Below are 15,069 nucleotides of genomic sequence, written 5' to 3'. Positions count from 1 at the left end.
TGCCCACAATGCTTACAGGAGACTGCTTCTAAGACCATTCACAAAGATGCTTGAATCAACGCAGTTAAGCCACTACCAAAATAAGCATAGCCAAAATGCCCCCTCGGTACAGTCATGAGCGGTCACCTCCAACTGTAGGGTCTGCCCTACGTAAGTAAGCACGTAAATCCAGTACATGGCTGGTCCTGTTTCGATAAATGAGTCGTTCAGAGGGTTCGTCAGACTGTTGAACAATAAAGTCAGCAGTTTGATTGGTTGCCACGGCTTCATAATAGCCGCAAGGGATAGTATCCCCAGTTGGGGCACGAACCAGCAAACTAAAGCCAGGTTGGTGCTCGGGCCGATGATTCGGGTTCTGGAGAACAACGGCCAGCTGGTAGCGCAGTAAGGGTTTGTCTGGGGGCACCACGAAGCTGGTTCGTAGCTGATCCACATAGCCCCCCGCTTCCAGATCGCCAATACGCACCGAGTGCTGACTACCTGGTGTCACTACTGGTATCCGTTCCCGAACGTTGGGATCATATCCATCGCCTAAACTGGTAATGGCATGGCCGTATTTACCGTTCTCTGAATGCAGGCTACCCGGTGCCAGTTTGTAGGTGAGGGGAAAGATATAGGGCGATACTTCACCGGTCCAGCGTTGCCACCCCCCAAAGCTTGCCTCCTCAAAGCCAATCGATTGGCAGTCTACGACTTGGCCGTAACTAGCTAAGGGTAAGCGTAGAGCGAGCCAACTCACTACCAAGAGCCGAATCATAACGGTGATTTTTCAAGAAAACGCTTAACTGGAAAAATCAGTATATGATCTAATCATTGAGGATATTGGAGGCAAATGGATAAAAGTTGTTTGTCTCAGGTAGGACCTTTAGGATACACACTAACTCTAACACCTATTCAATACGATTCGTAGCCTATAATTTGGCGTAACAAATTTATGGATTATATCTCCTTTCATCATCATTACTTGGATAGCTAACGTATTGGCCTTAGTTCATTTGTCACTATTGCTCACTACTAGCAGTTACTTCACTTAATCTGAAGTCAGAATGAAATTAGTACTGACTGCTTTCATGCTCATTTTTAGTTTAACCTTCTGTGTAGCCCAGTCAAAAGAAGCATTGCTTCTCAAATTGGATCTAACGGGGTGCTTACGGTGCACATTAAGTCAGTGCCCCAAGCCCAAACGCTTCCCCTAAACTTGGTTACGTATCATAGCTTTCCGGGGTATGATACTAATTCTGTTCGAGACTCCATAAGTGTTGACCGAAACGAGATTTATATAAATAACCCATCCAGAACGGTTGGAAAATCGTTCCTCACGATTGCCGATTCTACCTATCAGATTGTTGGGGCACCCGGTGATACCGTTCATCTCATCATTTTGGCGAAAAGCGGGCAGAACCCTACTCAACCATTGATCGCCTTCGAGGGCAAAACCAAAGCCGTTCAACAGTATTATCAAGCCAAGACACGACTGCTGGAGGATCCCCTGCAAGCGGGCATGAACGAGGGAATGCGGGCGGCCAATCTGGTTCCTTTTCAGAACATGATGGATGAAACCTACCAGAAACAGGATCAGTTCTGGATGGCGTATCAGAACAAGCACACCTTACCCGATTGGTTCAAAACCTACGAAACAAATGCACTCAATTGTGCAGATGCCTGGCTTCGGGTCTATATGGTTTGGTACCAGACGGAGTATCAAAAGAAAATACAGGTGATTCCTGCCTCCTATTACGCGTTTAAAAGTCGAATCAAGGTGAAGAACCTGACGGCTTTGTACCACTATGACTATCTGCGATTTTTGCGGGAACAACTATTCTGGGAATTACGCCAGTCCAAACAAGCCCTTTCGTCACAAGCCTTGCTCGATTACGCCAAAAAGGAATTGGGGCAAAACGCGGGTGCTTTTTTTGAGATCTGGGAGCTAAGCGGCTCAGTAGACAATCCAAACTGGGTCGAGACCCAGTTCAAAAAACAATTTCCGGCTCAGTTTGACTACTTGGTCGATTACATCAAACAGCGCGCCCGTTACAATGTGAAGCTACTCCAGGCAGGCGATAAAGCACCCAATTTCGCGCTGGTCGATGCGAATGATTCGCTCATCACGCTCAGTCAGTACAAGGGTCAGGTGGTCTACCTAAGTTTCTGGTTCACGACCTGTGGCGGCTGCATTGGGGAAATGCCTTATGAAAACAAACTGGTTGAGCAGTTTAAGGGTAAACCCGTCAAGATTGTTAGTATCTGCATTGGCACGCCGGGAGCGGCCGATGAGCAACAATTGCGAAAGTGGAAAGCGGCCTCGAAACGGTTTGGTTTAAAAACCATTGATCTGTATGCGAACCGAGCTTGGGCCAAAACGTTGAGTGAGAAATACATTGTGAGCACGTACCCTCATTACGTGTTAATCAGTGCCGACGGAAAGATTATCGAGAACTTCGCCGACCGTCCCAGTCAGGGCATTGCCGCGAAAATTGAAAAGGCCTTGGCCGCCGGGAGTAATTGACCATTGGCGTCTGATACTAAATAACCTTCATCGGTGGCATGCCGGAGGATACTGATGGTCGTGCGAAGTCAAAAGGCTGATAAATTCCTTAAATGGATCGCCACTAGGTATCCTCTCGAATGGGTTAACTACTTCATCATAAAACGCCCCAATTTTGAAGCAGATGCATGAACGCTGCATCGTCTCACGTAGTAGGGTATTTTTGAGAAAATAAAGTATGGGTGCATCTGTTGTTGAAAGTCTTCAACTGTCAGGTGAGATCGTGACTAACACAGTCCCAGAAAAATAGTACTGGTCCAGACAAGATCCGGGGGCATTGTCAACTGGTTTTTCTTCATCTGAAATAGGTAGGCTTGACCAAGGAGTGATCGGATAGTGTCAGGGTTTGCAAGATTACATCGAATCAAGGCCTGCCAGCGATGCATTACCCGGCAATTAGACAGATTTAGACTTGAAGACGACGATATATGCCCCTAAAACGCTGATTTTAAAATCGTTAAAGAACAGTGCAAATTTAATATTTTTGTTTAACTAAAATGTTAAATTTGCACTGTTCTCGGTGTATCGATGAATGTTGGTGCCCTTTATACAGCTTCAACCCGATTGATATGAGTTTAACGATCAGGTCATTAACCTATCGACATTCCGATAAAGAGGTATTATTTGAGGGGTTGAACCTTACCCTAAATCCTGGTGAGAAAGCCGCGCTGGTGGGAAATAACGGAATAGGGAAATCAACGCTTTTGCAGCTCATTGCCGGAAAATTGCTTCCGGCTGCGGGTCAGATCATAGCAGACGTAAGGCCCTGGTATGTTCCCCAGCACTTAGGTCAGTACGACAGCTTGACGGTTGCCCAAGCCCTAGGCGTGGAGCAAAAATTACGCAGTCTTCGGGCTATTTTGTCCGGGGAAACGGACCCGCAGTTTTTTACGGACTTGGCCGACGACTGGGAAATCGAGGAGGCCGTATCCGCTGCTCTATCGAACTGGAATCTGGCGCACATAACGGCCGATCAGCGGTTATGCGAGTTGAGTGGTGGCCAGAAAACGAAGGTATTTCTGGCCGGTATTACGCTGCACAAGCCGGAAATGATTCTACTCGACGAACCCTCTAATCACTTGGATGCCACTAGCCGGGAGCAATTGTACGAGCTTGTCCAGTCGAGTAGGGCAACGTTGCTGGTGGTCAGTCATGATCGTACCTTACTCAATGTACTGCCGACAACCCTTGAGCTTAGTGAAAGTGGCATAACCGTATTCGGCGGGAATTATGCGTTCTATCGCGAACAGAAGGAAGGCCAGGTTGGCGCCCTGCAAGCGCAACTGGATGAGCAGGCTAAAACCTTGAAACAAAGTCAACAAAAGGCCCGGGATATGGCCCAGCAGCGACAGAAAAAGGAAGCCAACGGCAGGGCTGCTGGACAAAGCCAGTCGCTACCGCGCATCATTGCTGGGGGACGAAAAAGTAGAGCCGAGCAAAGTACCGCTAACCTACTGAACGTCCATAGCGAGAAAGTTGCCGGGATCGCCGAAAACATCCGGCAGATTCGGTCGCAGATTCAGGCTTACCAGGTACTGAAAATCGATATTGGTACTTCGTTGCTGCATCGTGGAAAGATGCTGATCGATGCCGAGCAACTTAGTTTTGGGTACGGCGACAACCCCTTGTGGAAACCGCTGACATTTCAGATCCGCTCCGGCGATCGTATCCGAATTGAGGGCGATAATGGCGCCGGGAAGACAACCCTGTTACGCCTATTGACCGGTAGTCTGGAGCCCCTTCAGGGAACGATTCAGCGAGCTTCGTTCGCTTACCTGTATCTTGACCAGGATTATACAATGATCGATCCCAACCGAACGGTGTATGAACAGGTGGAGCACTCCAATAGTCGGCACTTACCCGAGCATGAGCTAAAATCGTTATTAATTTATTCGCAGTTTAGGCTGGATAGGTTCGAGCAACCTTGCAGCGGATTAAGTGGGGGTGAAAAGATGAAGCTAGCTTTATGCTGTTTAGCTGTCAGTAACCAATCACTGGATATGCTCATCCTGGATGAACCAACCAATAACCTGGATGGGCAAAGTTTAGCCGTACTCACCGAATCCGTAAAGAATTACAACGGCACCTTGCTGGTGATCTCACACGATACCTATTTTATACGCGAAGTAGGCATCGACAACCAGCTTCGCGTTGCCTGAAAAATGAACGGTTTACTCGTACACACATGCCAACTAAAGATACCAGTACCGAACAACTGATCAAAGAAACAGCGAAACGGATTTTTTTTACCGAAGGCAGGCTGCACGCCACCACGCAGGATATAGCCGATGCGGCCGGTGTTAACCGGGCGGCCCTGCATTACTACTTCCGGTCCCGAGACCAGTTAATTGATACGGTTTTTCAGGAAGCCATGCAGGCCCTCAGCCAACGGCTGGCCAGCGTGATGGAATCGCCCAGCCCTTTCCGGAAAAAAATCGAGGAACTGATCGAGGTTTTTCTGGCCGACATGGTCGCTTATCCTTACCAAGAAACCTTTATGGTTACGCAGCTTAACACCCTAGGGCACCAATTGATCGAACGTATCCATATAAACCCGACAAACTCGTTTCTAGCTGAAGTTGAACGGGAGATGGAGAAGGGAACGCTGGAAAAAATGAATCCGATTCACTTTCTAATGAATCTGTTCTCACTGCTTTCATACCCCCTCATTATGGCCCCGCTTTATTGTCAGTTCTTTGGTCTTTCGGAGACCGCCTTTAAGCAGTTGATGGATGAACGGAAAGAGCTAATTAGTCGGTTGCTCTTCAAAGATTAATGAAGGCGATAAGATTAGTCAACTAATTTATATCGGCCGGGATAATTAACAAGAGAGTTGGCTAGGGTGCATAAGTTGAAAAAACAAAATCATGCTCTTTCGTGGCAGGGAGCGCAGGTGGCGTGCACTTGGTTGCTGGCTGGTTTGCCGTCGTTAACTTTCACATAGCCCCAGCCGCCCGTCAACGCATATTTTTTGGTGTCTTTCACCATAAATTGAAGACCATTCTTCGGGTGACCGGCCACAAAGGATTGCTGCTGCCCAAAGGCCTTGTTATTTTCTGCTGAGGATACATAATCCCAGGCCAGCCGGGCAATGATGGTGCCATCCGGAAACGGACGTTTGCGGAAAGCCTGTACAGCAGCCTTATTACCCAGAATAGCCCGCAAATCATTCTGTTTGCTTTCTTCGTGAGCTACGGTGATCAATTGCCAGTCGCGATAGCCGGGTGGAATTTTAATTCCAATGGTTGAATCGATTTGTGACTGTCGGGTTGTGGCCTGTCGGGTTGCGAAGAATGTAGGCGGGTAAAATGACCTACTGTCAAGAGACCACTAGCCAGCAGAGCTGCAACTAGTTTCATTTTCCGTACGGATTAAAAAACTACGAATACGATTTGTAGGCAACAAAGCGTGTCTTAGCGGGCTAACCGGTTTACTTCAACGATGGCATTGGCAAAAGTGTTGAGGTTTCGTCTTTATGCTGAGTTGTTGCTGGAAGGAGGTAAAACGAGTCCTTTCTCCCGGTAGCTCAGTTATCAAAATTTACTTAGCCTTCAGTTGGTCGTCGTTACCGGTAAACCGGACATGTTCAGCGACCAATCGGTCAGGATGCTTACTCCCCTTGATGCATCAGCCGCTCCCGGTGCTGTTTGCCCCAGTTGATCATCTCCAGAATAATACGACCAAAGGATTGACAATATTCCGTCGAGATATATTCCACCCCAACCGGCGTTGTCGGAATCACCGTTCTAAGAATTAACCCATTGGCTTCCATCTCTTTCAATTCCCGGGACAGCATCCGGGTTGTAATGCCGGGAATACTTCGTTCGATTTCCCGGAAACGTCGGTTGCCGTTGCAAATCGAATTAATAATGGGGAGTTTCCATTTACCCCCAATCACATAAATCGTATCCTGTAAAGCCTGTACCTCTTGACGCTGATTCCGGGGATTGGCCAACCCCTCATTGACGGTCTCTACTTGCTTTTTGTTCTGCATAGTTGGTATACTTGGTTATACTGATAACAAAGTTATACCAATCCAGCTATACTTTTGCCCCGATCAAATGAAACGGTAAGATTATGAATAGGCTAACAGGAAAAATAGCGCTGATTACGGGTGGCAATAGTGGCATCGGATATGCTGCGGCAAAGGAATTGAAGGCTCAGGGAGCCGAGGTATTTATTACCGGCAGACGAGAAGAGGCCGTTGAGATAGCCGCTAATGAATTAGGGGTAAGGGGTAAAGTAGCTGATCAGGGTCAGCTGGCCGCGATAGACGAGCTGGCTGCTTTCATCAAGCATAGGTACGGGAAAATCGATATTCTGTTTATCAACGCTGGGATAGTCGGGGGAGCCAGCATTGAGCAGTCAACCGAAGAAGCGTTTGATACGGTAATGAACATCAATTTTAAAGGTGCATATTTCACCTTGAGCAAATTTATTCCCTTGCTGCATGATGGCGCATCCGTCGTCTTTTTATCCTCGAATACGGCCAGTATGGATGGAGCCAACTCCTCGGTGTATTCGTCTAGTAAGGCCGCTTTGAATGCCGTGATGCGGATTGCTGCGGTCGAATTGGCCCCCCGCCAGATCCGGGTAAACAGCATAAGTCCTGGGCCAACCCAAACCGAGATCATGAAAAAAGCAGGCTACAGTGATGAGCAATTACTTCAGCTGAATGATTGGATGATTGATCGCGTCCCGCTCAAGAAACTTGGCCAGGCGGAGGATGTGGGTAAATTAGTAGCTTATTTCAGTAGCGATGCCGCCCGTTTCATCACGGGTGCCGAACTGATCATGGATGGTGGCATGAGCTTAAAGTATTAGTTCTCCTTCAGCAGTCGGCAAATCGGAGCGGATTTAGAAACGCGCTCCGATTTGTTTTTAAGGTATTCACCTATAAGTAATTAATTCATCAGTAAATACCTTAAAAACCAACTGCAAAATTCTGAAGTAACAAGTTTTCCTTACCCTTCTCACCGCTCAATGCTTAGTCTAAAGGGGTCCATTTTTGACACATATTCATAACGACTATCCGCTTGTCTCACGAAGGAGCCTTATTTGAGATTCAACTACGTGCTTGGTAACGAGGCTGATCCATTTTCGTACAAGCACGCAAATGGATCTTTTTAAAGCGCTCGAAGATCGATATAGTAGTCTGGCTGAACTCGTACAGCCTGTGGCTAATTTGTCTGATGCGCAACGAGTCAACAGACAGCGCCACATGGGTGGTAGTAAGTTCACCTTCGATTTATAGAATGTGTTTGCTAGGTTTTCATTTTTGAGGGAGCATACCCAAAATGCTCCTGAAACAACTTAGCAAAGTACGACTGCGAACTATACCCGAGTTCATAGGCCACCTGCGCTACGTTATACTCTCCAGACTGCAAGAGCGCAGCGGCCCGCTCGAGTCGAACCCGGTGAATAAATCGATTCGGGCTGAGCGATGTAAGCGCGGTCAGTTTGCGGTGCAACTGGGTGCGACTCATACCGGCTCGGTCGGCCAGCCAATCCACATCTATCCGGTCAGCTTCGTGCAGGTTGGCGAGGATGTACTGGCGCAGAGTGTTTAGGAAGCGTTCCTCCCGTTCAGCTTCCCCATGAGCTGGATGTACCGCCGTTACGGGAGCCATCTGAGCCGTGAAGCGCTGTTGCCATTGCTGGCGGGTGCGGAGCGCATTACCCAACCGTAGGTTCAGTTCGGTTAAGTTGAAAGGCTTGCCTACGTAGTGATCTGCCCCGGCCTGTAGACCCATAAGCTGACTCTCCGCTGAGGACCGGGCCGTGAGCAGCACGATGGGAATGTGACTCGTTCGTTGGTCAGCTTTCAGGGATCGGGTAAGCTCATACCCATCCATTTCCGGCATCATCACATCGCTCACAATTAAGTCCGGCACTTCCGCGATAGCCTGTTCCAGACCTTCTCGGCCCGTAGCGACCGTGGCAATCCGGTATTGCCCGGATAAATACGTAGCCATTTGCATCCGAAGTTCAGTATTATCCTCTACCAGAAGCACTAGAGGCTTCTGCTGGTTTTTACTATTGGCTTTTTCAATGGGTAAAGCACGACTTTGGGAAGCGGTTCTGGGTGAAACTGGTGCTTTTGGGCTTTGTGAGGTACCTAGTGCGGATTGGCCGCGCAGATTGTCTCTCTCCAGGTCCGAGGTTGGGTAAATTGCGTTGAGCTGATATATGAATGGAGTCGCTATCGGCAATTCAACGGTAAAAACGCTACCTTTTCCTTCTTCACTCTCAACGGTTACGCGCCCCCCAAGCCACTGAGCCAGTTCCTTCACTAACGCCAGTCCAATACCCGTTCCCGAATAGGCGCGGGTGGAGCTCGAATCGACCTGATAAAAGCGGTCAAAAATATGGGTAAGCCGATGCTTCGGGATGCCAATGCCCGTATCGGCTACCCGCAGCACGAAACGATCGGGTGCGACAATACGTCCCGAAATTAGTACCCGCCCACCTGCAGCGGTAAACTTGAGTGCATTTGATAACAGGTTATAGGCGATCTTCTCCCATTTAGCGTCGTCAAAGCTATACATCAATTCGGCCGTGCCGGTATCGCCTTCCCAGTCCAGGGTTATGCCTCGCTGCTTGGCCAGCCCGTCAAACTGGGTAACCACCTGCCGCATAAACAGGACCGGATCGCCAAGATGGGAATTGACCTCCATCTTCCCTGCATCCAACCGCGACATATCAAGCGTTTCGGTGATCAGCCGGAGCAGTTGGTGAGCATGCCGTTGAATGGTATCGGTCTGTTGTTGTTGTGTGGGTTCCAGGGACGTAGCATCAAGCTGCTCAGTTGCGTTGAGGATGATGGTCAGGGGTGTGCGAAACTCATGGGTGACGTTAGCGAAGAAATCACTCTTCAGGGTGTCCATCTTGCGGAGCGTTTCGGCTTCGAACGCCTGGCGAGCCAGTTCCTGCTGGAGCATACGCCGTCGGTTCCAGCTTCGAATTAGCCAGAGCCCTGCGCTACTCAGGCTCAGAATTGTCAGGCTCAGGAACCAGGCGGTTCGCCAGAAGTGGGGAGCTACCTGAATCTGGATGTGGGCCAACTGAGGCTCCCAGCCACCCGTGGGTTTGGCCCGATTGAGCACGAATGAATACGTGCCGGCCCTAAGCTGGTAGGTAGCCTGGCCATACGTATCGTTGTAAACCGCCCACTGCGCGTCGTGGCCAGCGAGTTTATAGCGGTAGGTCGAGGTGGCGACTTCGACCTGGGGCAAAAAACGTATCGACAGGAAATCGCCCTCTTTCAGGTAAAGAGAAGCCTGTCCCAACGTATCACGCTGAAATCGCTCTTCGCGGGGTACCTGGTTTTCCACTAAGCGGATACCGTTGACCGATACGTCGAGGATGTTCAGCGGAGGCACTTGCCGCAACCGGCTCAGATCATAGGCATAGAGCTGATGGCCCGCATTGACCCAAAGCCGGTTGTTGCCCAGCGGCTGCCCCTGGCTGATCCAGATACCAATAACTTTTTCGGCTGGATAGCCAAATTCCAGCCGTTGCAGTTGGTTTTGGCGATTTAGTCGGAAAACCAGGGTACCAACGGAAAAATAAGCGTTCTGCTCCTGGTCGAAGACAATCTTGTAGGTCCACAACTGACTCGTAGCGATGGGCAGTGGCAAGTCAATTTGCCGTATCAATCCCGAAGTCGGGTTAAAGACAACCACTTTGTTGTACAAGCCCAGCAGTAGCTCTCCGGTTGATCGGACGGTCAAGGCGGTGATGGGATTACCGGCATGGATACGAAGGAGCCCATTTTTGTCAAGATAGCGACGAACCTGATGACTGGACGGATCGATCGAGTACAGCCCCGTGGAAGCACCTGCCCAAATCGTGCCGTCTGAGCTTTGATGAAGGCTGTTCACTTCCGTCGAATCGAGAACGAACGGCTCAACGGAAAGAGTACGTGGATCAACGCGCAGCAGCCCGGTCTTTGTCCGGCCAATCCAGAGGTGATCTTGCCGATCGACAAACAGCGTTCGGATGCCGTCTTTGGCCAAAAACTCCCCAACCAGCCGGGTGGTGTCAGCGATAAATTGAATACGTTGGGTCTTTGGGTCCCAAAAGGCCAGCTTACTCTCATCGTTTCCGTACGCGTAGCGCAGCCAAACCCGACCCCGGCTGTCAGCAATAACCCGGCTAAATGTGTCGTCCTGTAGATGCCCCTGTGAATTAAACACGCGCAATTGCTGGCCGTCGTAGCGGATAAGACCGTCAGGCGAACTGAGCCACAAATTTCCTTTTTTGTCCTGCGCCATGTACGGACTGAACAGATTAACACCGGGCGGTTGTTTCAGCGTCCGTTCTGCCGGGGGCAGCATCAATTGCTGGGCTATCAGTGTCTGCCCCATTAGTAGGCTGCTAACGAGCAGAAGGCTGAGAAGAAAAAAACGGAATTGGGCTACCATGAGGTTGGAATGACCACCTCGAAGGTACTAAAAATGAGTAAAAGTTGGCTGATTTGGTCTGATTCTAGCCAAAATGGAACAATCCTGGTAGATTTTTAGGGGGCAGCCTGGCCAATTTTACGGCGCCAAACCTGCTCCCTGATTCAGCCAATGGACGATCCCTAAATAGATCGGCAGGGAGGCTGCCCCATCCACCAACAGCTTTACGGTTAAGCGGGTGGTGGGGCAAATCGGCTGGTCATTTGTCAAACTACTAGCGTTTATTCCAAACTCCGATGAGAACTCAACTACCAAGTTCCAGTCCCGTTGCTTTTAGGAGCAACCAGACCAACCGCTCCGATATGACCAGCCGCTGGGCGTTGGGCAGCCTGATGCTGGTTTGGTTGCTGGCCTGCCCCCAATGGGCGGTTGGCCAGACCATCCGCTACGTCAAACCGACCGCCAGTGGCACCGGCGATGGCTCTTCCTGGGCCAACGCCAGCAGTAACCTACAGGCCATACTCGATGCCAGTGCCCCCACCCATCAGGTATGGATAGCTGGAGGCACGTACAAACCGGGCGGTCCTGCCAACACTGACCGGACGATTAGCTTTTATATGCGAGAGGGAGTGGCCATCTACGGCGGCTTCGTCGGCAACGAAACATCCCTGTCCCAGCGTCCAGCGCGCACTACCCAACCCTCCAGCACCACCCTCTCAGGTGACATTGGCCAGGCGAATAATACTATCGACAATAGCTATAGCGTCATCCGCAATGGACCTGGCCTCAGCCCGGCGGCAATCCTGGATGGAGTGGTCATCACCGGCGGCAATGGGTCAGCCGGTGGCGGGGTGCTTAACGACGGGCGCACCGGCAGCTGCCGCCCTACCTTCCGTAACTGTAACTTCGTAGCCAATTACGCTACGTTTGGGGGCGCTGTCTTCAACGACGGCTTTACGGCGGGCAGTATCTGCAGTCCAATTCTGATCAACTGTAGCTTGGTGAGCAACTCGGCCTCTGAAGGGGGCGCTCTCTACAATCAGGCGGGCAGTGGGGGCACTAGCAGCCCCATATTGATCAACTGTAGCTTTTTGGGCAACAATGCCACCAATGCGAACTTTGGAGGAGCTATGTATAACAACGGCGGGGGGGGCGGCACCAGCAGTCCCAGTCTGGTCAACTGCAGCTTTCGGAGCAACACGGCAGGCGGCTTCGGTAACGCTCTGTATAGCTACGGCACGGGCGGTACGGCTAAGCCTGATCTGACCAACTGTGTGGTGTTTGGCACGGGGGGCAATCGAAGCTTTTCCAGCGTGAATGCCACGGTGGTGACTCGCTATAGCTTACTGGAAGCCTCGGCGCTTGTAATGGGGGTGGACGTGAGTGGTCCGGGTAATCTGACCACCACCAGCTCGCCATTCAGTCCTACGGGGGTGAGTCTGCAGCCCTGCTCACCGGCCATCAACGCGGGCAACACGACTTCGTACACGGCTGTGGGCGGTCCGTCAACGGATCTGTCCGGCCAGGAGCGGCCCTGGCGGGGTAGCCCTATCGACATGGGAGCTTTAGAGTACCAGACTACCCCGTCCACCATCGGTATCACCCAGCAGCCGCCCAGCGGTCAGACCGTTTGTGCAGGAGCGAGCGTCACCATTCCCTACAGCTGGAGTGGGATCATCAGTTCCCGTCAGTGGTATCTTAACAATAATCCTATTGCTACGCCCCCTACCGAGCCGCTTATGCTGAGCAATGTGCAGCCGGCCCAGAGTGGTCGTTACTACGTGGTGGTGTCCAGTTCCTGTAATAGTGTGACCTCGACGGTGTTTAGCCTCAGCGTGAACGTGGCTCCAAGTCGGCTGTACGTAAAGGCCAATGCGACGGGGACCAACACGGGTCTGGATTGGGCCAACGCGTTTACCGACCTGCAGTCGGCGCTGAATTACGGGGAATGCCCGGCTAATCTGACTGAGATCTGGGTAGCAGCTGGGGTTTACAAGCCCACCACTGACACCACGCGCAGCGTCAGCTTTTCGATGCCAAGCGGAGTAGCCATTTATGGGGGCTTTGTTGGCAATGAAACGACGCTTGCCCAGCGGCCCATCGTCAACCCCATAATAGGTCACCCCTCCAACACTACCCTAAGTGGGAATATCGGAGATCCGGCTATCCAAACCGATAATAGCTATCACGTGATCAAAAACTTGGGTAACGAATTGGATTCAACGGCTGTACTAGACGGTTTCGTGATCAAGGACGGCTACGGTGTGGGGTTAGTAGGAAGAAATACTTCAGGGGCGGGCATCTTAAACGTTCATAGCAGTCCAACTTTGGTTAATTGTAGCCTAGAATCGAATCAATCTTCTTTAGGTGGGGCCATGGCTACTTATAATGCCAGCAGTCCAACCTTGACCAACTGTAGCTTTATAAACAATACAGCCCAAGTGTATAAAGGGCATGGCGGAGCTATTTATAATGAGGATGGTAGTATAAGGCTAACCAACTGTAGCCTAGAAGCCAACAGAGGTTATTATGGGGGCGCTATAGCCCTTGCTGCTACATTAAGGTCCAGTAAACCAAATGTGACGTTGATTAACTGTAGGTTAACCGACAATTATGCCCTAACACATGGTGGAGCCCTGTATAATGCTGATGGCAGCTTGACCCTACTAAACTGTAGCCTTCAAAATAACAGATCTAGATCGAGAGGGGGCGCTTGCTACAATGACACTGACGGGTTGGAATCGCGCAATATAAGTCTGACCAACTGTAGCCTGCAAGGCAATTATTCACCAAATGGTGGGGCTACTTATATTGGAAGCGGTACCATAAATATCACCAACTCAGTACTATGGGACAACGGGAGTAATGAAACCTTTGGAGGTAGCCAAGGCAATCAGGTTAGCTATAGTCTCCTTGAGCCCGCCGTAGTGGGCTACATAAATGGGGGTAATAATCTGATGACAACGACCTCGCCCTTCGTTAGTCCTACCCCCCAGATTCCATCCGAACTGGCCTTGAGGGCGGGCTCTCCCGCCCTCAATGTGGGCAGCAATGCGGCCTATCAGAGCGTCAATGGCCCCGCCACCGATCTAGCAGGCAACGTCCGGATTCAGCAGACAACCATCGATCTGGGCGCTTTCGAGGGTTCGCACAGCTGTGCGAACCAGTACAGTCTAAAGGTCGGCAACTGGAATGATACGGATGTGTGGTCGTGTGGGCGTATCCCGTTGCTGACGGACGTAGTGACGCTCAACCATACGGTGAGTTTGCCGACCAGCTATCAGGGGCAAGCCTTAAAGCTAATTTATAGTGCGGCAGGTCGCTTATTGTTTAGTAGTGGAAGCCGCTTAAAGCTGGGTGGAAATTAGCGCCTGAAGCCAGAGGGCAGTAGTCGTAAAAGTAGCGCTTACAGCTACTGCTCCCATATCCAGCAGTGGGCTGTGGAGTTTGCAGACCGTAGTCAGGGGCAGGTGGTGCCTCGTGGGCGCATGGTCCGGATAAAACATGGTTTACGGGGTCTTCCGATCTAAACCGGTATTGGGTGGTTTGGCAGGAGGCTGATTGCTGGTCAGCTGACTAGGTGGCACAATTGACTGATGTACTATCTACTCATAATCAATTCGTTTACCGTCGCTTAAAACGCCCGAATTATTGATACGCGCCTGTCTCACATAGGAGGGATTTGTGAGAATCGAAAACCAGTGGCCCTAGGCTTATAGGAATCGAGCACCAGCAAAAGTAGGCGGCTGTACCGCTACTAGACCAGTCTGCTAACTAGCCCAATCCCAGACTAGACCCCTAGCCCCCGTAAGAGCTGCTTAACCTCACGAACACGCCGACGGGGGATATCGACCTCCTGCCTGCGATCACCCACCTCTAACACCACCACCAGTTGGCTGGCCTGGTTGCGATGCAGGCCCACAATCAGCGCAGGATCCACCGCCAGATGTTTGCTCAGTCGGAACAGGTAAGGAAAACGCTGGCAGATAGTACCCAGCGTGATAGCCGACAGGTAGTAGCCCCCGTTGTGAAAATACACATGGGTATAGTTGCCATCGGCCAGCGGCCAGCTCACCTGGGGCTGGCTATGGAGAAGGTGGGCTTTTACATAGGGCGTTG

12 protein-coding genes are annotated in these 15,069 nt (G+C 50.8%); 6 read left to right on the top strand and 6 right to left on the bottom strand.

Translation table 11 applies throughout. From position 1 onward, the window contains the following. Positions 1–112: 112 nt before the first annotated feature. On the bottom strand, positions 113–757 hold the full coding sequence (locus IC229_RS31865) for a hypothetical protein (RefSeq protein ID WP_190892510.1): 645 nt from the start codon (positions 755–757) through the stop codon (positions 113–115). Positions 758–1,168: 411 nt separating this feature from the next. Between IC229_RS31865 and IC229_RS35985 the strand changes: the two genes are divergently transcribed. From IC229_RS35985 to IC229_RS31850, 3 genes are all read left to right on the top strand, one after another. Next, positions 1,169–2,506, top strand: coding sequence for a TlpA family protein disulfide reductase (locus tag IC229_RS35985; protein ID WP_190892509.1), 1,338 nt, complete (start codon positions 1,169–1,171; stop codon positions 2,504–2,506). 608 nt (positions 2,507–3,114) lie between these two features. Beyond that, complete coding sequence (locus IC229_RS31855; RefSeq protein ID WP_190892507.1) at positions 3,115–4,704, top strand: ABC-F family ATP-binding cassette domain-containing protein; 1,590 nt, start codon at positions 3,115–3,117, stop codon at positions 4,702–4,704. Positions 4,705–4,730: 26 nt separating this feature from the next. Continuing rightward, positions 4,731–5,321 carry a TetR/AcrR family transcriptional regulator gene (locus IC229_RS31850; RefSeq protein ID WP_190892505.1) on the top strand — a complete coding sequence of 197 codons (591 nt, stop codon included), beginning with the start codon at positions 4,731–4,733 and terminating at the stop codon, positions 5,319–5,321. A gap of 89 nt (positions 5,322–5,410) precedes the next feature. Here IC229_RS31850 and IC229_RS31845 read toward each other — a convergent pair whose 3' ends face one another. The 3 genes from IC229_RS31845 to IC229_RS31835 form a co-directional block, all read right to left on the bottom strand. Beyond that, complete coding sequence (locus IC229_RS31845; protein WP_223834318.1) at positions 5,411–5,749, bottom strand: cytochrome P460 family protein; 339 nt, start codon at positions 5,747–5,749, stop codon at positions 5,411–5,413. Next, a complete protein-coding gene (locus tag IC229_RS31840; protein ID WP_190892504.1) occupies positions 5,746–5,904 on the bottom strand; it encodes a hypothetical protein in 159 nt (52 codons plus the stop codon). Before IC229_RS31840 ends, IC229_RS31845 begins: the two co-directional genes overlap by 4 nt. Positions 5,905–6,155: 251 nt before the next feature. Continuing rightward, complete coding sequence (locus tag IC229_RS31835) at positions 6,156–6,539, bottom strand: winged helix-turn-helix transcriptional regulator (protein WP_190892502.1); 384 nt, start codon at positions 6,537–6,539, stop codon at positions 6,156–6,158. Between the two features lie 83 nt (positions 6,540–6,622). Between IC229_RS31835 and IC229_RS31830 the strand changes: the two genes are divergently transcribed. Both IC229_RS31830 and IC229_RS31825 read left to right on the top strand, forming a co-directional pair. Beyond that, positions 6,623–7,369, top strand: a complete 747-nt coding sequence (locus tag IC229_RS31830; RefSeq protein ID WP_190892500.1) for an SDR family oxidoreductase — start codon at positions 6,623–6,625, stop codon at positions 7,367–7,369. A gap of 292 nt (positions 7,370–7,661) precedes the next feature. Then, positions 7,662–7,799 carry a hypothetical protein gene (locus IC229_RS31825; protein ID WP_190892498.1) on the top strand — a complete coding sequence of 46 codons (138 nt, stop codon included), beginning with the start codon at positions 7,662–7,664 and terminating at the stop codon, positions 7,797–7,799. Between the two features lie 10 nt (positions 7,800–7,809). Here the strand turns inward: IC229_RS31825 and IC229_RS31820 are convergent, their stop codons facing one another. Then, entirely contained in the window at positions 7,810–10,914 is a 3,105-nt protein-coding gene (locus IC229_RS31820) for an ATP-binding protein (protein WP_190892496.1), read from the bottom strand. A 332-nt stretch (positions 10,915–11,246) separates the two neighbouring features. Here IC229_RS31820 and IC229_RS31815 point away from each other — a divergent pair, with 332 nt between their 5' ends. Beyond that, a complete protein-coding gene (locus tag IC229_RS31815; RefSeq protein WP_190892495.1) occupies positions 11,247–14,318 on the top strand; it encodes a choice-of-anchor Q domain-containing protein in 3,072 nt (1,023 codons plus the stop codon). A 422-nt stretch (positions 14,319–14,740) separates the two neighbouring features. Here the strand turns inward: IC229_RS31815 and IC229_RS31810 are convergent, their stop codons facing one another. Next, positions 14,741–15,025: a LytTR family transcriptional regulator DNA-binding domain-containing protein gene (locus IC229_RS31810; protein WP_317171679.1), complete on the bottom strand. Its 285-nt coding sequence runs from the start codon at positions 15,023–15,025 to the stop codon at positions 14,741–14,743. Positions 15,026–15,069: the final 44 nt, after the last annotated feature.

The sequence above is a fragment of the Spirosoma profusum genome (assembly GCF_014699005.1).
GTDB lineage: Bacteria > Bacteroidota > Bacteroidia > Cytophagales > Spirosomataceae > Spirosoma > Spirosoma profusum.
The sequence above is the reverse complement of the archived record's forward strand: the minus strand, read 5'-3'. Positions and strand labels throughout refer to the sequence as shown.